Genomic DNA, 23463 nt, shown 5'->3' on the forward strand with positions numbered 1-23463 from the left:
GGCCTTGCCCGGTTCAGGGGCATGTGCCACCACCATCTGGCCCCCGCAACCGGATCACGGAACCCCATGAAGGACGATTCTGCCCCCGCCTTGCCCACGGGAACCCTGATGCAGGGCCGCCGCGGCCTGATCATGGGCGTGGCCAATGACCGGTCCATCGCCTGGGCCATCGCCCGTGCCTGCGCCGCGCAGGGCGCCGAGCTGGCCTTCACCTACCAGGGCGAGGCGCTGGAGAAGCGCGTCCGGCCGCTGGCCGCCAGCGTGGGCAGCGATTTCGTGGTGCCCTGCGACGTCGCCAGCGATGACGACATGGACGCCGCCTTCGGCGCGGTCGAGGAGCGCTGGGGCAAGCTCGACTTCTTCGTCCATGCCGTGGGCTTCGCCGACAAGCAGTATCTGCGCGGCCGCTTCCTCGACACCCCGCGCGAGGCGTTTCTCCAGGCGCTCGACATCTCCTGCTATTCCTTCGCCGCCACCGGCCGCCGCGCGGCCGCGCTGATGAGCGAGGGCGGCTCGCTGCTCACGCTCAGCTACCTCGGCGCGGAGAAATGGGTCCCGCACTACAACGTCATGGGCGTGGCCAAGGCGGCGCTGGAGGCCAGCGTGCGCTACATGGCGGCCGACCTCGGCCCCGATGGCATCCGCGTGAATGCGATCAGCGCGGGCCCGATCAAGACGCTCGCGGCATCCGGCATCGGCGATTTCCGCTACATCCTGAAGTGGAACCAGTACAACGCGCCCATGCAGCGCAACGTGACGCTGGAAGAGGTGGGCGGCGCCGGCCTCTATCTGGTGAGCCCGCTCTCCACCGGCGTCTCGGGCGAGGTGCATCACGTGGATTGCGGTTACCACATCGTCGGCATGAAGAACCCCGACGCGCCGGACCTCACCATCGAGAAGGGCTGAGATGCGGGTCCGGCGCCTCGCCCCGCGAGATGCCGATGCCTTTCGCGCCCTCCGGCTGGAGGCGCTGCGCCTTGCCCCCTTCGCCTTCGGCGCGGCCCTGGCCGAGGAGGAGCACAGGCCGCTCTCCTGGTTCGGCCAGACCCTGGGTCATGCCGCGGTCTTCGCGGCCGAGCACGGGCCGGGCCAGCTCGGCGGCATGCTGGGCTATCGGCGCGACAGCCTGCTGAAGCGGCGGCATATCGGCCATCTCTGGGGCATGTATGTCCGCCCGAAGGCGCGCGGGCAGGGGATCGGCGCCGCCTTGCTGGAGGCCGCCATCGCCCATGCGCGGGCCGAGGTCTCCGTGCTGCAGCTCATGGTGGGGGAGGGGAATCCCGCGGCGCGGCGGCTCTATGAGCGCGCGGGCTTCACGCTCTACGGCACCGAGGCGGCCTCGCTGCGGGTGGAGGGGGTCGAGGCGGTGACGCTGCTGATGGCGATGCGCCTCGGCTGAAGCGTCAGCCGCGGCCCGCCCGCAGTTCCTCGAGCGTCGCCTGCGCGCCCAGCGGCGGCACGCCGAAATGCCGCAGCGCGAAGCCGGCCATGCCGAGGGCGATCTCGCGCTCGCCCATCACGACGAGACCCACGCCCTCGATCCGCTCCAGCAGCGCCGCCTCCTCGTCATCATGCGCGCGCACGGCGGCGGGCAGGCCGGGATTGGCCGCGCGCGCCAGCTCCAGCACGCGGCGGCAACCGAAGGCGTCGGGCATGGCGAGCACGATGAGGCTCGCCGATTCCGGCCGGGCGGCGGCCAGCACCTCGGCATGCGCGGCATCGCCCCAGATGACGGGAATCCCCTCGCGCCGGATCGCTGCGGCGCGGGCGTGGTCCGCCTCGATCGCGAGGATGGGCACGCCATGCCGCGCCAGGCCCTGCGCCACCAGGCGCCCGACGCGGCCGAAACCCACGATCACCGCATGGCCGGCAAGGCCGGGCGGGGGCGAGGGGAAGGCGCGGGCGCCGGCGCGGCGCGTCTCCCAGGCGCGGTAGCGCCGGTCCCCCACGGCCCGGGCCGCCAGCCGCTCCGCAAGGCGCAGCGTGAGCGGCGTCAGCACGATGGTGAGCGTGGCGGCGGCCAGCAGCGGGCCACGCACCGTCTCGGGCAGCAGGCCCTGGCCGATCGCCAGCGCGGCCAGCACGAAGGAGAACTCGCCGATCTGCGCCATGCTGCCCGCCACCACGGCGGCCGTCGGCAGCGCCACGCGCAGCCCGACGAGCAGGAGGAGGATCGCGACACCCGTGCCCAGCAGCACGGTCAGGAAGGCGGCCAGCGTCAGCCAGGGGGCGGACAGCACCACCAGCGGGTCCACCAGCATGCCGACCGAGACGAAGAAGAGCGCGACGAAGACGCGCTGCAGCGGCGCCGTCTCGGCCGCCGCCTGATGGCCGAGCGGGCTTTCGGCCAGCAGCACGCCGGCGAAGAAGGCCCCCAGCGCCGGCGAGACGCCGAACAGCGCCGCGCTGCCGAAGGCCGTGCCGAGTGCCGCCACCACCACGGCGAGCGTGAACAGCTCGCGCGAGCCGGTGGCGGCGACGAGGCCGAGCAGCCGGGGCAGCAGGACGCGCCCGGCCACGGCCATGACGAGCAGGAAGGCCACCAGCTCGCCCGCCGTTCGCAGCAGGGCGGGCCCGAGCGCCGTCCCCTCGCCGCCACGGGCGAGTGCGGGCAGCAGCACCAGCGCCAGCACCACCACCAGGTCCTGCATCACCAGCCACCCGAGGGCGAGGCGCCCCGCATCGCCGCCGAGCCGCCCTCGCTCCTCCAGCGTGCGGGTGGCGACCGCGGTGGATGAGATGGCGAGCGCAAGGCCCAGCACCAGCGCCGCCCCCGCCTCCAGCCCGAAGGCGAGATGACCGAGCAGCGCGCCGAGCACGGTACCGATGGTGATCTGCGCGATGGCGCCCGGCACCGCCACGCGCCAGACGGCCAGCAGGTCCCGCGCGCGGAAATGCAGGCCGACACCGAAGAGCAGCAGCGCCACGCCGATCTCCGCCATGGCGGAGGTGACGCCCTCATCGGCCACGAAGCCCGGCGTATAGGGCCCGACGGCGAGGCCCGCCGCGAGATAGCCGAGCAGCGGCGGCACCCGGAGCAGCCGGGCCGCGAGGCCCAGCGCGAAGGCCAGGGCCAGGGCAACGACGAGGGTCGCGAGCAGTGGGTGCGCATGATGCATGGCAGGAGCGTAACCCGGACCGCGCCGGGACGTCAGGGCAGGCGGCGGCCGCGCTCGCGCTGCTGGGCGCAGCGCGCCGGGTCGCTCAATTCGCGGCGCAGGGCGCGGCAATCGGGCGGGCCCACATCGCTCCAGCGGGCGCAGCGGCCATCGGGCTTGCGCCAGCCGGGGCCGCCGCAGAGGCCGCAGCCGGCATGCACGCCATCGCGCGGGTAGAGGCGGCACAGCTCCGTCACCTGGGCCTGTGCAGGGCCGGCGAGGGCGAGGAGCAGCAGGATCAGCGCGGCGCGCATCCCCGCCTGATGGCGCATCGCCGCGCTTCGCGCCAGCTTCGCGCGCAGATTCACGCCTCCGGGCGATTCCGCCCTGTGGCGATCTGCGCTAGTTGCGGTCCACCATGTCGCACAACAGCTTCGGCCATCTCTTCCGCGTCACCACCTGGGGCGAATCCCACGGGCCGGCCATCGGCTGCGTGGTGGATGGCTGCCCGCCCGGCCTGAAGCTGGACGAGGCCTGGATCCAGCCCTTCCTCGACAAGCGCCGCCCGGGCTCGGGCAAATACGTGACCCAGCGACAGGAACCGGACCAGGTCCGTATCCTGTCGGGCGTCTTCGAGGGGCACACCACCGGCACGCCCATCGCGCTGATGATCGAGAACCAGGACCAGCGCAGCAAGGATTACGGCGAGATCGCGCGGAGCTTCCGGCCGGGTCATGCCGATATCGCCTATGCGTGGAAATACGGCATCCGCGACTATCGCGGCGGCGGCCGGGCCTCGGCGCGGGAGACGGCGATGCGGGTTGCGGCCGGCGCCATCGCCCGGCGCGTGCTGGGCGATGGCGTGGTGATCCGCGGCGCGCTCACGCAGATCGGGCGGGACCGCGTGGACCGCGCCGCCTGGGATTGGGCGCAGACCGAGCAGAACGAGTTCTGGTGCCCCGACGCCGCCGCGGCGCAGCGCTGGGAAGCCCTGCTGGCGGGCGTCCGCAAGGCGGGCTCCTCCATCGGCGCCGTGATCGAGGTGCAGGCCGAGGGCGTGCCCGTCGGCCTCGGCGCGCCGATCTATGGCAAGCTCGACGCCGACATCGCGGCGGCGTTGATGTCCATCAACGCCGTGAAGGGCGTCGAGATCGGCGATGGCTTCGCCGCGGCGGAGCTTTCGGGCGAGGAGAATGCCGACGAGATGCGGATGCGCCAGGATGGCTCGGTCGAGTTCCTGGCGAATCACGCGGGCGGCATGCTGGGGGGCATTTCCACCGGCCAGCCCATCGTGGCGCGCTTCGCGGTGAAGCCCACCTCCTCCATCCTCACGCCGCGCCAGGCCGTCACCGCCGATGGGCGCAACACGGATCTGCTCACCAAGGGGCGGCATGACCCCTGCGTGGGCATCCGTGCCGTTCCGGTGGGCGAGGCGATGCTGGCCTGCGTGCTGGCGGATCATCTGCTGCGCCACCGGGCACAAAATCCGGAGGCGCCGGTCGTCGGCCGGCTGCCTCTGGGATAAACCACGTTGAGCGGTTGCAACGAAACCGCTAAAACTTCCCAACAGGGCATGGTTTGCCCGCCCCGAACCGCATCGAGAGCCCATGACACACCCGGATCCCCAGCCCGACCCGGCCGCCGTGAAGGCCTTCGTCGCCCTTGCGGGCGGGGCGGCCTGGCGCAAACGCATGGCGGATCTGGGCGCGCGGCTGCAGCCGGGCTCGCTCGCGGGCCGCGCCATGCAGCAGCGCCATGCGCTGGAGCTGATTCTCGCGCGCCTCTCCAAGCCGGAGCTGCTGGCCAAGGCCGGCCGGGCGGAGCGCCGCGTGCTGGCCTTCGCGCGCGAGGCGGCGGAGCTGGCGAAATCCCTGCCGGCCGGGCCGCGCGCCCGGCTGCGTGCCCTGGTGGGCGATGGCCTCTCGGGCGATGCCACCCTGGTGCCGCTGTTCCACCTCGTCCGCACCGCGGCCCTGTTGCGCGCGCGCGGCTTCGAGGTCTCCTTCGACGGGCTGCTGCACGGCACGGCGCATGACCTGCTGATCCGCCGCGACGGCGCCGAGGCCGAGGTGGTCTGCGAGACGGTCTCGGCCGAGGAAGGCCGCCCACTGCACAAGGGCGACTGGGCCCAGCTGGTGGACCGGGTGAACCCTGAGCTGCAGACCTGGCTCGCCGCCCATCCCGGCCGCTACATCCTGAAGATGACGCTGCCCGAGGGCGTGACGGACCAGACCCAGCTCTCCGAGCTGCACAGCCGCATCTCCACCATGCTGGCGACCGAGAAGCGCCAGGATTCCAGCGCCGACGCCATCCTCAAGCTCGACCCGCTGGTGCTGGCCGGCGCCCAGGCGGCGAGCGACCCGCAGCGCGCGCTCCCGGCTCGCCTGCGCGAGGTGTTCGGCGTGGAGGCGCATCTGGCCGTGACCGCCGATCCCAACAGCGGCTCGGTGCTGGTGATGGCGGCCCGCGCCGGGCGGGAGAATGAGATCTCGCTCGCCGTGAAGCGCCGCGTCGCCGCCTCGGCCACCGCGCGCTTGACCGGCACGCGGCCGGGCATCGTCGCCGTCTTCCTCGACGACATCGAGGCCGCCGAGTGGCATTCGCTGCGCGACACGCTGGAGCTGGAGGGGGTGATCCGCCGCTTCCTGACCGAGCCGGAGGCGAAGCTGGTGGTCGCGGTGACCTGCACGACGCGGCAGGAATTCTTCGCGCTGGGCGATTGCGCGCCGGAGGGCGAGCTGCGCTTCCGCAATCCGGGGCATCCGGCGGCGAAGAGCGTGGGCCTGGCGCCGGCGGTGAGCAGCAACTGAGGGGCGCTGCCCCCCGGTCTTTCTTTCACTGTTTGTCGTGAGGTGTGCTCGATGGCCTTGGCTGCCTTGGGTGTCAGCCCGGGCTGAGCGAGGGCGACCATGTTTGCGAGGCGTCCTTCCACGATGATGCGGGGTGGCTTGTAGGGTTTCGTCGGATGGATGACCACCCGTTCGACGAGTTGGCGCACCGCGTCTGAAGCCGCGGGATTGTCGCTCGCTGCCAGTCCGTCCCTGAGCCTCTGCACCGCCCGACGATAGGCGTCTCCCAGGTTGGGGAGCAAGCGGACGGGTTCCGGCTTGGCCTCCTCGATGGCGAGTGTCAGGCGTTCACGATCAGCCTCCAGGGCCGTTAGCTTCGCCTGGAGCCCAGGGCTGCGCAGCCCATCGGCGATGGCATCCAGCAAGTTCTCGAGCTTGCGCTCCGTCGCCTGGAGATCGCGCTGGAGCTTGCTGGCATCACGCCCCTGCTCGGCCGCGAACTGCTTCCATTCGCGGCTGAAGGTTTCCGCAAAGGCCTCGGCCAGGGCGGGATCCATCATCTGGTCCGCCAGGACCGCCAGGACGGCCGCCTCCAGCTTGGGCCGAGAGACCTGGACCGGGTTGTCGCACAGACCGCGGAAGTGCCCGTTGCAGCTGTAGCGCCTCGACTGATTGGCCGAGCAAACAGGCCCAACTCGGCGCAAGAAACGCCGCGCACCAATATGCGTCGGCAAGGCTTTCTCACTCGCCGGCACTCAACATCTACATGCCATCATAGGGTGGCTCCGTCGATGGTCGTGCAGGGTTGGGCCAGCTTCCGCAGCACGGCAGGGTCCCGGATCACCACGGATGGACCTTGCACAACTACCTCGTATGGCACGAGCGCGGCAAAGGAACGGGACAGCACTTCCGGGGCCATGCCAAGTCGGGCTGCCAAAACCTTTTTGTCGAAGGGCAAATCGAACCGCCCTTTCGAGCCGTTCGCCGCATCATGGGCGAGCAGCCAATTCGCGAGCCGCTCAAGACCAGACCGGAGCTTCTGGTTCTTCAATTCCATGATCAGCCCGCGATAGGCTAACGCAAGACTCTCCGCCACTGACCGTGCAAAGCCAGCATCAGCCGCGAAGGCTTGGCGCACGGCCTCCGCAGGGACCATCAGGATCCGCGCGGCGGTGAGCGCCCGCGCGGATTGCAGGTAGGGTCGGTCGAACAACACAGCGGCGAGGATGAAGCTGTCGCCTGGACCAGAGACGCCGAGCGTCGTCTCCCGATCTCGATGCCCGGAAAACATCTCCACCGTCCCGTCCACGATCACATGCAGGAAATCGGCGGGCTCGCCCGTCTGGATCAGCTCCACATGCGCCGGAAAGCGCTGCAGAAAGGCGCCCCGGAGCATCGCGTCAACCTGCTCAGGATCGTCCACGCCCCGGAAGAACCCGATACGGCGCATCTCTTCCCTGTCCTGACTTCTCACGATGCACCTCCTCCTACCAACCTATCCGGGCCGCGCGGCCTCCAACTTGATAATTATCAAGTCGCGCCCCGGCCCAATCTAGGCTCTTGCTTGACGTAAATCCCCAGAATTCTTGCCCCTTGTACGGTGTGGCTTTGAATCGTCGCGCCGCCTGGCGAGCTTGACCTGAATCAACCTCCTGCTGCCGCCGCAAGGATTTCCTCGCCCCGGATCCGGCGCTGTGCGTCGTAACGAAGGAGGCATGAATGGCCAGCACCGCAACACCTGCCGCCCCACCGGATGGCCCTGACCAGGGTCGTGCCTTGTGGCTCTCAACCATCGCCTTCACCGTCTGCTTCGCCGTCTGGACCATCTTCGCCATCATCGGCGTCCAGATCAAACGCGAGTTGGGTCTGAGTGAAACGCAGTTCGGCCTGCTCGTCGGCACGCCTATCCTGACCGGCTCGCTGATTCGACTGCTTCTCGGGATCTGGTCTGATCAATACGGCGGGCGAATGGTGTTCACCATCACCATGCTCTCCGCCGCCGTGATGACGGCGCTGCTCACCCAGGCCTATGACTATCCGACCTTCCTGCTGGCCGCACTCGGTGTCGGTCTGGCTGGCGGCTCCTTCTCGGTTGGCGTCGCCTATGTGGCGAAGTGGTTCCCCAAGGAGAAGCAGGGCACCGCGCTCGGCATCTTCGGCGCCGGGAATGTGGGCGCGGCCGTCACCAAATTCGCCGCCCCCGTCATCATGGTCGCCTATGGCTGGAAGACCGTCGCGCTGATCTGGGCGGCGGCGCTGCTGGTGATGGCGGTCGTCTTCTTCGTGATGACGAAGGATGACCCGGACCTGGCGCGCCGCCGCGCCATCGGAGCGAAGCCCGAGCCGCTCTCGGCCATGATGGAGCCGCTGAAGAACATCCAGGTCTGGCGCTTCTCGCTCTACTACTTCTTCGTCTTTGGCGCCTTCGTGGCGCTGGCGCTGTGGCTGCCGCGCTACCTCATCGGGGTCTATGGGCTGGATATCGTCACCGCCGGCATGGTGGGTGCGGCCTATTCCATCCCGGCTTCGATCTTCCGTGCCTATGGCGGGCACCTGTCCGACAAGTTCGGCGCGCGGCGGATCATGTACTGGACCTTCGGCGTCTCCGTCGTCTGCACCTTCATCCTTTCCTATCCGCCGACGCAATACGTGGTGCAGGGCATCCGCGGCCCGATGACCTTCAGCATGTCCATGGGCCTCATCGGCTTCATGATCACCACGTTCACGCTGGGCTTCTTCATGAGCCTGGGCAAGGCGGCCGTCTACAAGCACATCCCGGTCTACTACCCCGACCGCGTCGGCGCCGTGGGCGGCGTGGTGGGCCTGGTGGGCGGCCTGGGCGGCTTCGTCCTGCCCATCGCCTTCGGCGCCCTGAATGACCTGACCGGCGTGTGGCAGAGCTGCTTCTGGCTGCTTTTCCTCATCGTCGCGGTCGCGCTGGTCTGGATGCACGTCTCCATCCTGCGGATGGAGCGCGAGGCTGCCGAGCCGGCGGGGCTGCATCAGAACCTGCCCGAACTGCCGGAAATGCAGCCCATCCACACCCCCGCGCAGAAGGGCGCGCTCTCGGCCAAGGGCCCGATCCAGGATTGGCGTCCAGAGGACAAGGTCTTCTGGGAGGGTCCTGGCCGCGCCATCGCGCGCCGCAACCTCTGGATCTCGGTACCCTGCCTCCTGCTCTCCTTCGCGGTCTGGATGGTGTGGTCCGTCGTGGTCGCCAAGCTGCCGAGCGTGGGCTTCGCCTTCACGACGGAGCAGCTCTTCTGGCTGGCTTCTCTACCGGGCCTCTCGGGCGCCACACTGCGCATCGCCTATAGCTTCATGCCGGCGATGTTCGGCGGCCGGCTCTGGACGACGCTCGCCACCTGGTCGCTGCTGATCCCCGCACTCGGCATGGGCTTCGCCGTGCAGGATCCGGCGACCCCCTACTGGATCTTCCTGCTCCTCGCCCTGCTCTGTGGCTTCGGTGGCGGCAACTTCGCCTCCTCCATGGCCAATATCTCCTTCTTCTTCCCGAAGAGCGAGAAGGGCAACGCGCTCGCCATCAATGCGGGCCTCGGCAATCTCGGCGTGAGCGTGGTGCAGTTCGTGGTGCCGCTGGCCATCACGGCCGGCGTCTTCGGCTGGCTCGGCGGCGCGCCGCAGACGGCAACCGTCGGCGGCGTCACCTCGACGCTCTGGCTGCAGAATGCGGGCTTCGTCTTCGTGCCCTTCATCATCGCCTCGGCCTTCGCGGCCTGGTTCGGGATGAACGACATCGCCAGCATGAAGGCCTCCTTCGCGGACCAGGCGGTGATCTTCCGCCGCACCCACAACTGGATCATGTGCTGGCTCTACACCGGCACCTTCGGTTCCTTCATCGGCTTCTCGGCCGCCTTCCCGCTGCTCTCGCGCATCCTCTATCCCGAGGTCAACGCGCTGAAATACGCCTTCCTGGGCCCCCTGGTCGGCGCGCTGTCCCGTGCCGTGGCTGGCAAGCCCTGTGACCGGATCGGCGGCGGGCGGATCACCTTCTGGGTCTTCATCGCCATGTCGTTGGGTGTGATGGGCATCCTCTACGCCATCGGCATGAAGGGCGACCCGACTTCCTTCCCGGTCTTCTTCGCGAGCTTCCTCTTCCTCTTTGCCGCGACCGGCGTGGGCAATGCCTCCACCTTCCAGATGATCCCCGCCATCATGCGCAAAGAGGTGGCGCGCCTCGAGCCCGGCCTGACGGGGGCGGAGCGCGTGAAGCAATCCGACAAGGAATCGGCCGCGATCATCGGCTTCACCTCTGCCATCGCCGCCTATGGCGCCTTCTTCATCCCCAAGAGCTTCGGCACCTCCATCGCCATGACCGGTGGCCCGGAGACGGCGCTCTATAGCTTCCTGGGGTTCTACGTGAGTTGCGTCCTCGCGACCTGGTGGTTCTACACGCGCCGCGGCGGCCTGCTGCACGACGTCGAGCGCGGCGGCCACACGGCCCCCGCCGTCTCTCCCGCCCAATGATCCCGACCGAAAACCGAGGCATCACGACATGAGCCATTTTCTTGACCGCCTGACCTTCTTCAAGAAGGTCCAAGAGCCCTTCTCCAACGGCCACGGCATCACCACCAACGAGGATCGCCGCTGGGAGGATGGCTACCGGAAGCGCTGGCAGCACGACAAGATCGTTCGCTCCACGCATGGTGCCAACTGCACCGGCTCCTGCTCCTGGAAGATCTATGTGAAGGGCGGCATCGTCACCTGGGAAACCCAGCAGACGGACTATCCGCGCACGCGCCCCGATCTTCCCAATCATGAGCCGCGCGGCTGCTCGCGCGGCGCCTCCTACAGCTGGTATCTCTACTCGGGCAACCGCGTGAAATACCCGCTGGTGCGCTCGCGGCTCATCAAGCTGTGGCGCGAGGCGCGGGCGATCATGACGCCCGTCGCCGCCTGGGCCTCCATCGTCGAGAATCCGGAGAAGCGGGCCGCCTACACCAGCAAGCGCGGCCATGGCGGCTTCGTCCGTGCCGGCTGGGACGAGGTGCAGGAGATCATCGCCGCCGCCAATGCCTATACGGCCAAGACGCACGGCCCAGACCGCATCTTTGGCTTCTCACCCATCCCGGCCATGTCCATGGTCTCATACGCCGCGGGCAGCCGCTATCTCTCGCTGATCGGCGGCGTCTGCATGTCCTTCTACGACTGGTATTGCGACCTGCCCCCAGCCTCGCCGCAGACCTGGGGCGAGCAGACTGACGTGCCGGAATCGGCCGACTGGTACAATGCGGGCTTCATCATCCTCTGGGGCTCCAACGTGCCGCAGACGCGCACGCCCGACGCGCATTTCTACACCGAGGCGCGCTATCGCGGCATGAAGAGCGCGGTGATCTGCCCCGACTATTCGGAGGCGGCGAAGTTCGGCGACATCTGGCTTTCCGTGAAGCAGGGCACGGATGCGGCGCTGGCGATGGCGATGGGGCATGTGATCCTGAAGGAATATCACGTGGCCCGGCAAGTGCCGTACTTCCGCGACTATCTGCGCCAGTACACCGACATGCCGATGCTGGTGAAGCTTGTGCAGCAAGGCGACCAGCTTGTGCCGGAGCGCTTCATTCGCGCCAGCGATTTCGATCAATCCCTCGGCGAGGCGAACAATCCCGAGTGGAAGACCGTCGCCTTCGACGAGACCACCGGAAACATCGTCGCGCCGCGCGGCACCATCGGCTTTCGCTGGGGCGAGGCAGGCAAGTGGAACCTGGAGGAGAGGGCCTCGGACGGTACGGCCACGAAGCTGCGCCTCTCGCTCGATGGCATCCAGGACGAGATGGCCGACGTCGCCTTCCCCTATTTCGGCAATATTGAGCATGAGCACTTCACCTCGACGAACCACGCCTCCGTGCTGCATCGCCGCGTGCCGGTAAAGCGCCTGGCGCTGGCCGATGGCGAGACGCTGGTGGCCTGTGTGCATGACCTGTTCCTGGCCAATTACGGCGTGGATCGCGGCTTCGGCGGCGACAACATCGCGGCAAGCTATGACGAGGTGGCACCCTATACGCCGGCCTGGGCCGAGAAGATCACCGGCGTCAGCCGCGACAAGATCATCCAAGTGGCGCGCGAATTCGCGACCAATGCCGAGAAGACCAAAGGCCGCTCGATGATCATCATCGGCGCCGCGATGAACCATTGGTTCCACGCCGACATGAACTACCGCGGCGTGATCAACATGCTGGTGCTCTGTGGCTGCGTCGGCCAATCGGGCGGCGGCTGGGCGCATTACGTGGGGCAGGAAAAGCTGCGTCCGCAGGCCGGTTGGGCGCCGCTCGCCTTCGCGCTGGATTGGGGCCGTCCGCCGCGCCAGCAGAACTCCACATCGGCCTTCTACGCGCACACCGACCAATGGCGCTACGAAACGATGAATGTGGGCGACATCATCTCCCCAACTGCGCCGAAGGGTCCGTGGGACGGATCGATCATTGACTACAACATCCGCGCCGAGCGGATGGGCTGGCTGCCTTCCGCGCCGCAGTTGCAGACCAACCCGTTGCAGGTCGGCCGTGACGCGGCGGCGGCTGGCATGTCGGCCAAGGACTATGTGGCGAAGGGGCTGAAGGAGGGCACGTTGAAGCTCTCCTGCGAGGACCCGGATCATCCGAAGAACTGGCCGCGCAACATGTTCGTCTGGCGGTCGAACCTGCTCGGGTCCTCCGGCAAGGGGCATGAGTATTTCCTCAAGCATCTGCTGGGCACGACGCATGGCGTGCTGGGCAAGGACCTCGGCGCGCAGGGCAGGGCCAAGGCCACCGAGGCGGTCTGGCATGAGGAGGCGCCGGAAGGAAAGCTGGACCTGCTGGTGACGCTGGATTTCCGTATGTCCACCACCTGCGTCTATTCCGACATCGTGCTGCCCACGGCCACCTGGTACGAGAAGAACGATCTCAATACCTCGGACATGCACCCCTTCATCCACCCGCTGACCGGCGCGGTGGACCCGGCCTGGGAAGCGCGCAGCGACTGGGAGATCTACAAGGGCATCGCGAAGGCCTTCTCGCGCGTGGCGCCCGAGGTTCTCGGCGTCGAGACCGATGTGGTGCTGAACCCCATCAAGCACGACAGCGCGAATGAGATCGCCCAGCCCTTCGACCCGCGCGACTGGAAGCGCGGCGAGTGCGAACCGATCCCGGGCCAGACCATGCCCAATGTCTTCGAGGTGAAGCGCGACTATCCCGCCACCTACGAGCGCTTCACGGCACTCGGCCCCCTGATGGACAGCATTGGCAATGGCATCAAGGGCATGGCCTGGAAGACCGGGCATGAAGTCGAACATCTCAAGGCGCTGAACGGCGTCCATGCCGAGGGCGCCAATAAGGGCCTGGCGCGGATCGTCTCGGACATCGATGCGACCGAGGTGATCCTGATGCTCGCCCCCGAGACAAATGGTGAGGTCGCGGTGCATGCCTGGGAAGCGCTCGGCAAGGCGACGGGCCTCGACCACACGCACTTGGCGCTGCCCAAGGAAGACGAGAAGATCCGCTTCCGCGACGTGGTGGCGCAGCCGCGCAAGATCATTTCCGCCCCCACCTGGTCCGGGCTGGAGAGCGAGAAGGTCTGCTACAACGCCGGCTACACCAATGTGCATGAGCTGATCCCCTGGCGCACGCTGACCGGGCGGCAGCAGCTCTACCAGGATCATCTCTGGATGCGCGCCTTCGGTGCCGCACTCTGCGTCTATCGGCCACCGGTGGATTTGCGCACGGTCGCCCCGGTGGCGGACATGAAACCCAACGGCCAGAAGCAGGTGGTGCTGAACTTCATCACGCCACACCAGAAATGGGGCATCCACTCCACCTACACCGACAACCTCCTGATGCTCACGCTCTCACGCGGCGGCCCCTGCATCTGGATCAGCGAGGCGGACGCACAGCGCGCCGGGATCGTGGACAATGACTGGGTGGAGGCCTTCAACAGCAATGGTGCGCTGGTCGCGCGCGCCGTCGTCTCCCAGCGCGTCAAGGACGGCATGGTGATGATGTACCACGCGCAGGAGAAGATCGTGAACGTGCCCGGCTCGCAGATGACGGGCAACCGCGGCGGCATCCACAACTCGGTCACGCGCATCGTGCTGAACCCGACGCACATGATCGGCGGCTACGCCCAGCAATCCTATGACTTCAACTACTACGGCACCATCGGCACCAACCGCGATGAGTTCGTGGTGGTGCGGAAGATGACGGAGATCGACTGGCTGGAACGCCCCCACGCAGATTCAACGCTGGTCACGGGAGAAGTGGCATGAAAATCCGCGCGCAGATCGCGATGGTGCTGAACCTCGACAAGTGCATCGGCTGTCACACCTGCTCGGTCACCTGCAAGAACGTATGGACCAACCGCGAGGGGATGGAATACGCGTGGTTCAACAACGTCGAGACCAAGCCCGGCATCGGCTATCCCAAGGATTGGGAGGACCAGAAGAAGTGGAAGGGCGGCTGGAAGCGCAGACGCAATGGCAAGATCGTGCCGCGCATCGGCGGCAAGTGGCGCGTGCTGGCGAACATCTTCGCCAACCCGAACATGCCCGAGATCGACGACTACTATGAGCCCTTCACTTTCGATTACGAGCACCTGCAGAAGGCGCCGGAGCTGGAGGCCTTTCCCACCGCTCGGCCGCGCAGCCTGATCACCGGCGAGCGGATGGAGAAGATCGAGTGGGGGCCGAACTGGGAGGAGATCCTCGGCGGTGAATTCGCCAAGCGCTCGAAGGATGTGAATTTCGAGGGCGTGCAGAAGGAAATGTACGGCCAGTTCGAAAACACCTTCATGATGTATCTGCCGCGGCTCTGCGAGCACTGCCTCAACCCGGCCTGCGCCGCGGCCTGCCCGTCGGGCGCCATCTACAAGCGCGAGGAGGATGGCATCGTCCTGATTGACCAGGACAAGTGCCGCGGCTGGCGCATGTGCGTCTCGGGCTGCCCCTACAAGAAGATCTATTACAACTGGTCCTCCGGGAAATCCGAGAAGTGCATCTTCTGCTATCCGCGCATCGAGGCGGGGCAGCCCACCGTTTGCTCCGAGACCTGCGTGGGGCGCATCCGCTACCTCGGCGTGATGCTCTACGACGCCGACCGCATCGAGGAAGCGGCGAGCGTGGCGGATGAGAAGAACCTCTACGAATCCCAGATGAGCATCTTCTGCGATCCGAACGACCCGAAGGTGATCGCCCAGGCGCGGGCGGATGGCATCAGCGACTCCTGGCTGGAAGCGGCGCGCCATTCGCCGGTCTGGAAGATGGCGATGGAGTGGAAGGTCGCCTTCCCGCTGCATCCCGAATACCGCACGCTGCCGATGGTCTGGTACGTGCCGCCGCTCTCGCCCATCACGGCCGCGGCGGAAGCCGGTCAGATGGGCACGGATGGCGGCATGCCGGATGTACGCTCGCTCCGCATCCCGCTGAAGTATCTGGCGAACCTGCTGACGGCGGGTGACGAGGTGCCGGTCGCCAATGGCCTCGAACGTATGTTGGCCATGCGCGCCTATATGCGCGCGAAAACGGTGGATGGCGTGATTGACGAGGTGGTGGCCCGCAAGGCCGGCCTCACCCCCGCGCAGATCGAGGAGATGTACCACGTGATGGCCATCGCCAATTACGAGGACCGCTTCGTGATCCCGACGGCGCACCGCGAAGTCACCGAGGACGCTTACGAGATGCGCGGCCATTGCGGGTTCTCCTTCGGCGATGGCTGCGCGCCGAGCGAGCAGGCGGGCAATCTGTTCGGCGGCATCAAGCTCAAGAACGACAAGCCGAAGATGGGGGTTCTGTGATGCGCACGCTCAAGGTTCTCTCGGCGTTGCTCACATATCCCACGGCCGAGTTGGTGTCGGCCGGCCCCGAGCTCCGCGCCGTGCTGGAGCGCGAGGCCGTGCTGCCCAAGCGCGAACGCTCGGCGGTGGAGGCGCTGATCGCCGATCTCGCCGCGCATGATCTCTACGACGCGCAGGAGCGCTACATCCTGCTGTTCGACCGCACGCGCTCGCTCTCGCTGCACCTGTTCGAGCATGTGCATGGCGAGAGCCGGGATCGCGGCCAGGCCATGGTGGATCTCATCAAGGTCTATGAGGATGGTGGCTTCACGCCCACCACCAAGGAGTTGCCGGACTTCCTGCCGCTCTTCCTGGAATATGCGGCCACCCGCGCGCCGGCCGAGGCGCTCGAGCTGATCGGTCAGCCAGGCCATGTCTTCGCGGCCCTGCGGGAACGCCTGGCCAAGCGTTCCTCGCCCTATGAGGGGATCTTCGCGGCACTCACCGCGCTGTCCCGCACCAGGCTGAACGCGTCGGCGTTGGCGGCACTGCGCGCGGAAGCCGACCCAGAGCCGGATGACCTGGAAGCCCTGGATGCCGCTTGGGAGGAGGAGGAAGTGACCTTCGGCCCAGGCTCGGCCGCCGCCGCCTGCGGCACGGATGTGCTGGCCGCCAAGTTGCGCCAAGCCAATCGCCCCGCCCCCGGCATGGAGCCGCCGCCGGGTCAGCGCCCGCGCACCACCATCACCCATCGCAACGCCGGTTGAGGAGTACGCATCATGCGCGACGCCATCTTCCACATCCTCTTCGTCTGGTATCCTTATGTGGCGCTGACAGCCTTTCTGATCGGCAGCCTGATCCGCTTCGATCGTGAGCAGTATTCCTGGCGCGCAAGCTCGAGCCAGATTCTCCGCAAGCGGCAGCTCGCCTGGGGTTCCAACCTGTTCCACGCCGGCGTGCTGTTCCTGTTCCTCGGCCATGCGGCGGGGCTGCTGACGCCGAAATTCATCTACACGCTGTTCATCACGGTCGAGCAGAAGCAGCTGATCGCCGTCATTGCCGGCGGCATCGCGGGCCTCATCTGCTTCATCGGGCTGACGCTGCTGCTGCATCGCCGGCTCTATGATCCGCGCATCCGCGTTACCTCCACATACATGGATCTCGCAGTGCTGATGATCCTCTGGGTGCAGCTTTCGCTCGGGTTGCTGACGCTGCCCTTCTCGCTCGCGCATTCGGATGGTTCGACCATGCTGGTGCTGGCGCATTGGGCGCAGGGCATCCTCACCTTGCAGCCGGTTGATGCGAAGACGCTGCAGGGATTGAGCTTCCCCTACCTCGCCCACCTGGTGCTGGGGATGACGATCTTCCTGATCTTCCCCTTCTCACGTCTGGTGCATGTGTGGTCGGCGCCGGTCTGGTATCTCGGACGGCGCGGCTACCAGGTGGTGCGCAGCCGCCGCCCCATCACCGTGAAGCAGGCGGCGGAGTGAATGCCATGAGCACGACAGCCGCCTGCGGCGCCAAGCCGGCGCCCCCCGCCAGCCGCAAGACGATCCGCGTGAATGGTGTGGTCATCCCGCGTGCCGCCATCGCGCAGGAGACGCAGCACCACCCGGCCCCCAGGCCATTGGATGCCATGAAGGCCGCTTCGGTGGCCCTGGTGGTGCGGGAGCTGCTGCTGCAGGAAGCGCGCCGCCTCGGTATCCCGGCAGACCCCGCCAGCGATGGCGAGGGCCGCCGTGAGACGGAGGAGGAGGCACTGATCCGCGGCTTGGTCGAGCGTGAGGTCCAGACGCCCGCGGCCGATGAGGCGGCCTGCCGGCGGTTCTATGAGCAGAACAGGCGCCAGTTCCGGTCGCCGGATCTCCACGAGGTCCGGCATATCCTCCTGCCCGCCAATGAGCCCGACAGGGCGGAGGTCGCGGCCGCCATCCTGGCCCGCCTGGCCGTGGCGCCTGGTGAGTTCGGCGAGTTGGCCCTGGCGCACTCGGCCTGCCCGTCCGGTCGGACGGACGGCAGTCTCGGCCAGATCGGCCCGGGGCAGACGGTCCCGGAATTCGAGGAAGCCCTGGCGCGCATGAGCGTCGGAGCCATCCATTCTGAGCCGGTCGAGACGCGCTACGGCCTGCACATCGTCGCGCTGGATCGCCGGATCGAGGGGCGGGACCTGCCCTTTGACATCGTGCGCGGCAAGATCGCCGCCTGGCTCGAGGAGAAGGTGCGCCGCACCGCGATCCGCCAATACATCCAGATCCTGGCGGGGCGCGCGGAGATCGACGGCATCGACCTGGCGGCTGCCGGCTCGCCGCTCGTGCAGTGAGGGGGATGCCATGCTGCTTGGTACGATCCTGAAGCGCCTGGGCCAGGAGGCGGATGCTGGCGAGGCGCTGGCCGCGATGGGCGACATGGTCCTGCTCACCGAGGTGCAGGCCATGGGCGAACTCCATGACGAGACGCCGGCCGACTATGTCTGCGGCGCGACGCGGCGCTTCGCGGCCGATGCCTCAAGTGAGGAGTGGCTCGCGCTGATGACCGCCGTCGAACGCGGCGACGATCCGGCGCGCGCGACGCTGGAGCGGATGCTGCGCTGGGCCCTCGCGCGGGACGCGGCGGAGGCTCGGGCGGGGGAGGCGTGTGGGCATGGCTGCGGTTGCGGCCATGGTGGTGCGGGCCATGCCGCATGACGCGCTCGACCCACCGCCCGTTGCGCTCCTCGACGATCCGCTCGCGTATTTCCTGGCCGCTCATCATCTGCAGCGGGTTGTCTGCCAGCGGCTGCACGGCTTCGCCGCGGCGCTTCGCGTCTCGCGCAAGGAGGCCGGCCGCGTGAGCGCCTATCTCACCGAGGATCTCGCCCTGCACCATGAGGACGAAGACCTGGATCTCTACCCGGCGCTCCGTCGCCGCGCCGTGCCGGCTGACGGGCTGGGCCCGACACTGGCGCGACTGGGTCGGGAGCATCACCAGGGCCTCGCCACCGCCGCGCAGATCGCCGGGGCGCTCGCCGTCTCCCCGGCGGAGGCCGAGGTCGTGCTTGATGCCGGTGCGGCAGCGGCCATGCAGGATTACGCGGCGAGCGAGCTGCGTCATCTCGCCATCGAGAACGCCGTGGTGCTCGCCCTGGCGCGCATCCGTCTCAAGCGGCCAGACCTGTTGGCCATCAGCCGCAACATGAAGGCGCGGCGTGGGATCAAGGCGCCGTGAGCAGCCTCGAGCACCTGTTCGACCGCAACATCGCCTGGGCGGACCGCAAGACCGAGCAGGACCCCGGCTTCTTCCGGCGCCTCTCCGAGCAGCAGGCGCCGCGATATCTCTGGATCGGCTGCTCGGACAGCCGCATCACGGCGAATGACGTGCTGGGCCTGGATCCGGGCGAGGTCTTCGTGCACCGGAATATCGCCAATATCGTCCACACGAGCGACATGAACATCCTCGCCGTGCTGGAGTACGCGATCGAGGTTCTGGGCGTCCGGCACATCATCGTCTCTGGTCATTATGGCTGCGGGGGCGTGCTGCGCGCCATGGCGGAGGAGCGCGGCGCGCTCGTGGATCACTGGCTGCAGCCGCTCTCAATGTTCTTCCGCAAGCATCGCGCCGCCTTCGCCGCCATGGGTGATGCGACCTTCCAGGCCAACCGCCTTTGTGAGCTCAACGTGCAGATGCAGCTCCGCCGCGTCGCCGCGACACCGATCGTGGAGGGCGCCTGGGCGCGCCAGCGCGAACTTCACCTGCATGGCTGGATCTATGGCATGCATGACGGGTTGCTGCGTGACCTCGGCACCGAGGTCGCCTCCCTCGCCGAGCGCGAGGCGCTGCCCTCCATAGATCAATGCGTGGCGGTGGGGACGGAGCCTCTCAGCCCGCGCCGCCGACACGCACTCGAAGCCTTCTCGGGCCTCCGGCTGGATGACATGGCCTCGGCCCCTTGCTGCATGCCCTCCCTGGAGAAGCCGTCCGGATGACCCTGCAACCCTGCCTGCTCACCGCCCTGGTCCATGCCGATTCCGCCTGCGCCGCACAGGTGATGCGCGCCGTGGCACAACGCTTCGAGGCGGCCGGCCGCAGCCTCGCCGGGGTGCTGGAACATGCGCTGCCCCGCCCAGGCCGTGCGCGCTGCGACATGATCCTGGAGGAATTGTCCCAGGGTGCGCGCATCGCGATTTCCGAGGATCGCGGGCCGCTCGCGCGCGGTTGCCGCCTCGATGCGCATGAAATGGCACGCGCCATCGCGCTGGTCTCCGACACGCTACGCGAGAGACCGCAGCTCCTGATGCTCAACAAGTTCGGCAAGGCCGAGGCCGAGGGCGGCGGCTTCCGCCCCCTCATCGCCGCCGCGCTGGAGCAGGGCGTGCCCGTGCTGATCGCTGTGCCGCTGCGCAACCTCGACGCATGGCGCAATTTCGCGGGCGGGCTGGGGCAGGAGATCGGCCTCGATGACGCGGATGCCTGGCTCGACGGCCTCTGCCCCCGGATCCCCGCCGCGGAAGGCCCGCACCCATGACGGGCGAGGAGGCCGGGCGGCTGATTGACCACATCCTCACGCGCTACCACGCGGTCCATCGGGCCGAGATGCCGGACCTGATCCAGCTGGCCACCGCGGTCGAGGCGGCGCATCCGAGCCACCCGCAGCTGCCGCGCGGCCTCACTGACCTCCTGCGCCGCATGGCGTGGGAAATGGAGGCACATATGCGAAAGGAGGAGGACGGGCTCTTCCCTGAACTCCGTGCCGGCGAGGACCGCATGGCGATGGCCATGACCCTGATGCGCGACGAGCATGATGACCACGCGGCGCGGCTGGAGCAGCTGGCGGCATTGACCCACCAGCACCGGCCACCGCCCGGTGCCTGCGCCACTTGGCAGGCGCTTTGCGCCGGCACCGCGAAATTCGCGGAAGATCTGCGCGAGCATATCCGGCTTGAGAATGAGGTGCTCTTCCCCGGTTTCGGGGCATGAGCGAGCCCATCGGCATCGGCGTGGTGACCATCTCCGACCGCGCCTTCCAGGGTCGCTATGCCGACCAGGGCGGCCCCGGCATCGAGGCGGCGCTGGGCCGCCTCCTGGCCACCCCCTGGCGCCCGCTGCGCCGCCTGGTGCCGGACGAGATGCCGGCCATCGAGGCCGCCCTGCGAGACCTTGCCGACGCCGAAGCCTGCCCGCTGATCGTCACCACCGGCGGCACGGGCCCCGCCCCGCGCGATGTGACGCCCGAGGCGACCATGGCGGTCTGCGAGCGGCTGCTGCCCGGCTTCGGCGAGATGATGCGCGCCGTCAGCCTCCGCGCCGTCCCGACGGCGATCCTCTCGCGGCAGGTGGCGGGCACGCGCGGGCGCAGCCTCATCGTGAACCTGCCGGGCAAGCCCTCGGCCATCGCCGAGTGCCTCGATGCGGTATTTCCCGCCATTCCCTATTGCGTGGACCTGATTGGCGGCCCGCGGATCGAGACAGACCCGGAGGCCTGTGTCGCCTTCCGGCCGAAGGGCGCATGATGGCGCTCTTCGCGCATGGCTTCCGGCCTTTCTTCCTGATGGCCGGCCTCGTGGCGCCGCTCGGCGTGGGACTGTGGGTGATGACGCTCACGGGCCTGCCGCTCCCCGAGGGGCCGCTGCCGATGATCCGCTGGCACGCGCATGAGTTGCTCGCGGGCTTCGTCGGGGCGGCGATGATCGGCTTCCTCCTGACGGCGATTCCGAACTGGACGGGGCGGCGCGGCTATTCGGGTGTGCCGCTGGTGGCGCTTGTGGTGTTGTTTCTGGCCGCGCGCCTCGTGATGCTGCCGGGTTCGCCAGTGCCGATTGGGATCGCGGTGGTGATCGACCTCGCAGCACTGCCGGCGACCTTGCTACTGGTGCTGCCGGCGTTGGTGAAGGCCGGGTCCGCGCGACTGTTCGGTCCTCCTGTGCTGGTTCTTATCTTCTGGGCCGGGCAGGTCATGATGGCGGCCGAGGCTGCGGGCTGGTGGACCTCGCCGGGGTGGGCAGCCGGGCAGATGCTGATGGCCGACACGGCGCTGCTGCTGGTCGTGCTGATCGGTGGGCGGATCGTGCCCTCCTTCACCCTGAACGCGCTGCGCAAGACGGAACGGGCGGCCGAGGCGCAGCCTCTGCCGGGGGTTGATCGCGCGGCGATCCTCGCGGTGGCCCTGGTGGCCGTGGTGGACCTGATCGACCCCGGGGGCATGGTCGCCGGCGCGCTCGCGGCCGTGGCGGCGGCGCTGGTGGCGCTGCGCCTTTCGCGCTGGCATGGGTTGCGCACGCTGCGCTGGCCCATCCTCTGGGTGCTGCACCTGGCCTACGCGCTGATCCCGCTCGCGCTGGCCGTAAAGGCGGCCTTCCTGCTTGCGGCTTCGCCCTGGGGCGCGGCCTGGCTGCATCTGCAGATGGCGGGGGCGGTGTCGCTGATGATCCTCGCCGTCATGACCCGCGCGACGCTTGGCCATACGGGCCACGCGCTGGTGGCGGCACCGTCGGTGGTGCTGGCCTATGGACTGGTGCTGACGGCGGCGCTGCTGCGCGGCTTCATGGGCCTCGCCGAGGCGGATGCGCTGGTCGTCGTAGGGGCGGCGGCGCTGTGCTGGATGACGGCCTTCGTGCTGTTTCTCCGGGTTTATGCGCCGATTCTCTGGATGCCACGCGCGGACGGCAAGCCGGGGTGATGGGCGGCTGGGGAGAATACCTCGCGGCTTGGGCCGTCTTCTTGCTGAGTCACATGCTGCCGGCACGGCCACGTCTGCGCCCAGCCCTGGTCAGCCTCCTCGGACAGCGTGGCTACGTCACACTTTACAGTTGCGCCTCCGTGGCGGTCTTGGCTTGGTTGATCGCGGCGAGGGGGCGCGCGCCCTATCTGCCCCTCTGGGATTGGGCGGCCTGGCAGGCTTGGGTGCCGAACGTCGCCATGCCATTCGCCTGCGTGCTGCTGGCCCTGGGCATCGGCATTCCAAATCCCTTCTCGATCGGCGGTGCGCGGCCCGAGCGCTTCGACGCCGCAAGGCCCGGTATCCTGGGCGTGACGCGCCACCCGGTGCTGGTCGGCATCACGCTCTGGGCAGCGTCCCATATCCCGCCGAATGGAGATCTTGCCTCGGTGGCACTGTTCGGCGCCTTCGCGCTGATGGGCCTGGTCGGGATGGGCGCGCTGGACCGGCGGCGCAGGCGGGCCTGGGGCCGGGAGGCTTGGCTTAGGATGTCGCGCCGCACCGCCTTGGTTTGGCCTGGCGTTGGAGAACTCGGGAAGGCTTCCGCCATGAAGCGCATCGCGTTTGGCTTGGCGGTCTGGCTGCTTCTTCTGTGGCTTCATCGCCCTTTGATTGGTGCTGTCCCGTTGCCGGCCTTGCGGTGAGCCGATCCCGACCGAGCTAGCTTCGCCCGCTCGAGCAGCGAGCCGAGGTCGCGCTCCCCTGCACTTTCAGGCCCGCTCCAGTTCGGCCCTGGCGACCGGCATCGCCCAGGGCCTATCCAAGCATCGCCATGACCGGAGTCTGGCGGACCGCGATGTGGACTACGTCAGAGCCACCCCGCAGCGAGACGGTATCACGCTGAGGCCGACCGAGGATCGCTGCGTGCAACTCTCCAGTGTTGCTGGGATCATCACCCCTGAGGCGGAATGCATCGTGTTTCGTGACATTTGCAGATGAGCGTCGATGCTTGGCCGAGCCACCATTGCTCCCATGAGAGCCAAACGCCCGAAGCCGGAGTGCGGTGTTACGGCCGGTGCGTTATCCTCGCGCTGCCGCAGCGAGCGTTAGCCTTGTTCTCCATAAGCCGAACCCTGTCCCCAATTTGAACCTGCGAGCTTCGTTGGGTAGGTTGACGGTATAG

The 23463-nt window shown here is 68.0% G+C and carries 21 protein-coding genes; 18 read left to right on the forward strand and 3 right to left on the reverse strand.

The genetic code is table 11. From position 1 onward, the window contains the following. Positions 1-66: 66 nt before the first annotated feature. Both fabI and R9Z33_RS09745 read left to right on the forward strand, forming a co-directional pair. Complete coding sequence (gene fabI / locus R9Z33_RS09740) at positions 67-906, forward strand: enoyl-ACP reductase FabI (RefSeq protein WP_318651099.1); 840 nt, start codon at positions 67-69, stop codon at positions 904-906. Between the two features lies 1 nt (position 907). Further along, complete coding sequence (locus tag R9Z33_RS09745) at positions 908-1399, forward strand: GNAT family N-acetyltransferase (RefSeq protein ID WP_318651100.1); 492 nt, start codon at positions 908-910, stop codon at positions 1397-1399. A gap of 4 nt (positions 1400-1403) precedes the next feature. On the opposite strand, the gene R9Z33_RS09750 is transcribed toward R9Z33_RS09745, so the two are convergent. Next, a complete protein-coding gene (locus R9Z33_RS09750; RefSeq protein ID WP_318651101.1) occupies positions 1404-3119 on the reverse strand; it encodes a cation:proton antiporter in 1716 nt (571 codons plus the stop codon). Positions 3120-3151: 32 nt separating this feature from the next. Beyond that, positions 3152-3412 (reverse strand): hypothetical protein, encoded by a 261-nt coding sequence (locus tag R9Z33_RS09755; RefSeq protein ID WP_318651102.1) that lies wholly within the window; start codon positions 3410-3412, stop codon positions 3152-3154. A 104-nt stretch (positions 3413-3516) separates the two neighbouring features. Here R9Z33_RS09755 and aroC point away from each other — a divergent pair, with 104 nt between their 5' ends. Both aroC and R9Z33_RS09765 read left to right on the forward strand, forming a co-directional pair. Beyond that, entirely contained in the window at positions 3517-4623 is a 1107-nt protein-coding gene (gene aroC, locus R9Z33_RS09760; protein ID WP_318651103.1) for a chorismate synthase, read from the forward strand. A gap of 82 nt (positions 4624-4705) precedes the next feature. Continuing rightward, positions 4706-5908: a hypothetical protein gene (locus tag R9Z33_RS09765; RefSeq protein WP_318651104.1), complete on the forward strand. Its 1203-nt coding sequence runs from the start codon at positions 4706-4708 to the stop codon at positions 5906-5908. A 751-nt stretch (positions 5909-6659) separates the two neighbouring features. On the opposite strand, the gene R9Z33_RS09770 is transcribed toward R9Z33_RS09765, so the two are convergent. Further along, the gene (locus tag R9Z33_RS09770; protein WP_318651105.1) at positions 6660-7361 is read right to left on the reverse strand and encodes a cyclic nucleotide-binding domain-containing protein; all 702 of its coding nucleotides are present in this window, start codon (positions 7359-7361) and stop codon (positions 6660-6662) included. 302 nt (positions 7362-7663) lie between these two features. On the opposite strand from R9Z33_RS09770, the gene R9Z33_RS09775 reads away from it, so the two are divergent. Genes R9Z33_RS09775 through R9Z33_RS09840 form a run of 14 tightly spaced genes read left to right on the forward strand, consistent with a single transcriptional unit; the run spans position 7664 to position 22984 of the window. Then, positions 7664-10375: a nitrate/nitrite transporter gene (locus tag R9Z33_RS09775; protein ID WP_318651106.1), complete on the forward strand. Its 2712-nt coding sequence runs from the start codon at positions 7664-7666 to the stop codon at positions 10373-10375. Positions 10376-10403: 28 nt separating this feature from the next. After that, on the forward strand, positions 10404-14147 hold the full coding sequence (locus R9Z33_RS09780) for a nitrate reductase subunit alpha (protein WP_318651107.1): 3744 nt from the start codon (positions 10404-10406) through the stop codon (positions 14145-14147). Continuing rightward, positions 14144-15670, forward strand: coding sequence for a nitrate reductase subunit beta (narH, locus tag R9Z33_RS09785; protein WP_318651108.1), 1527 nt, complete (start codon positions 14144-14146; stop codon positions 15668-15670). Before R9Z33_RS09780 ends, narH begins: the two co-directional genes overlap by 4 nt. After that, entirely contained in the window at positions 15670-16416 is a 747-nt protein-coding gene (gene narJ, locus R9Z33_RS09790) for a nitrate reductase molybdenum cofactor assembly chaperone (protein WP_318651109.1), read from the forward strand. Before narH ends, narJ begins: the two co-directional genes overlap by 1 nt. A gap of 12 nt (positions 16417-16428) precedes the next feature. Continuing rightward, complete coding sequence (narI, locus tag R9Z33_RS09795; RefSeq protein ID WP_318651110.1) at positions 16429-17139, forward strand: respiratory nitrate reductase subunit gamma; 711 nt, start codon at positions 16429-16431, stop codon at positions 17137-17139. A gap of 5 nt (positions 17140-17144) precedes the next feature. Next, complete coding sequence (locus R9Z33_RS09800; RefSeq protein WP_318651111.1) at positions 17145-17969, forward strand: peptidylprolyl isomerase; 825 nt, start codon at positions 17145-17147, stop codon at positions 17967-17969. A gap of 10 nt (positions 17970-17979) precedes the next feature. Next, on the forward strand, positions 17980-18333 hold the full coding sequence (locus R9Z33_RS09805) for a hypothetical protein (RefSeq protein WP_318651112.1): 354 nt from the start codon (positions 17980-17982) through the stop codon (positions 18331-18333). Further along, entirely contained in the window at positions 18323-18853 is a 531-nt protein-coding gene (locus R9Z33_RS09810; protein ID WP_213616508.1) for a hemerythrin domain-containing protein, read from the forward strand. Before R9Z33_RS09805 ends, R9Z33_RS09810 begins: the two co-directional genes overlap by 11 nt. Beyond that, positions 18850-19611, forward strand: coding sequence for a carbonic anhydrase (locus tag R9Z33_RS09815; protein ID WP_213616506.1), 762 nt, complete (start codon positions 18850-18852; stop codon positions 19609-19611). Before R9Z33_RS09810 ends, R9Z33_RS09815 begins: the two co-directional genes overlap by 4 nt. Next, positions 19608-20150: a DUF2478 domain-containing protein gene (locus R9Z33_RS09820; RefSeq protein WP_318651113.1), complete on the forward strand. Its 543-nt coding sequence runs from the start codon at positions 19608-19610 to the stop codon at positions 20148-20150. The genes R9Z33_RS09815 and R9Z33_RS09820 overlap by 4 nt, the downstream gene beginning before the upstream one ends. Continuing rightward, entirely contained in the window at positions 20147-20602 is a 456-nt protein-coding gene (locus R9Z33_RS09825) for a hemerythrin domain-containing protein (protein WP_318651114.1), read from the forward strand. The genes R9Z33_RS09820 and R9Z33_RS09825 overlap by 4 nt, the downstream gene beginning before the upstream one ends. Further along, positions 20599-21135: a molybdopterin adenylyltransferase gene (gene mog / locus R9Z33_RS09830; RefSeq protein ID WP_213616500.1), complete on the forward strand. Its 537-nt coding sequence runs from the start codon at positions 20599-20601 to the stop codon at positions 21133-21135. The genes R9Z33_RS09825 and mog overlap by 4 nt, the downstream gene beginning before the upstream one ends. Continuing rightward, a complete protein-coding gene (locus R9Z33_RS09835) occupies positions 21135-22301 on the forward strand; it encodes an NnrS family protein (protein ID WP_318651115.1) in 1167 nt (388 codons plus the stop codon). The genes mog and R9Z33_RS09835 overlap by 1 nt, the downstream gene beginning before the upstream one ends. Beyond that, the gene (locus tag R9Z33_RS09840) at positions 22301-22984 is read left to right on the forward strand and encodes an NnrU family protein (RefSeq protein WP_318651116.1); all 684 of its coding nucleotides are present in this window, start codon (positions 22301-22303) and stop codon (positions 22982-22984) included. The genes R9Z33_RS09835 and R9Z33_RS09840 overlap by 1 nt, the downstream gene beginning before the upstream one ends. Positions 22985-23463: the final 479 nt, after the last annotated feature.

The organism is Sediminicoccus rosea (assembly GCF_033547095.1).
GTDB classification, from domain to species: Bacteria; Pseudomonadota; Alphaproteobacteria; order Acetobacterales; family Acetobacteraceae; genus Roseococcus; species Roseococcus rosea.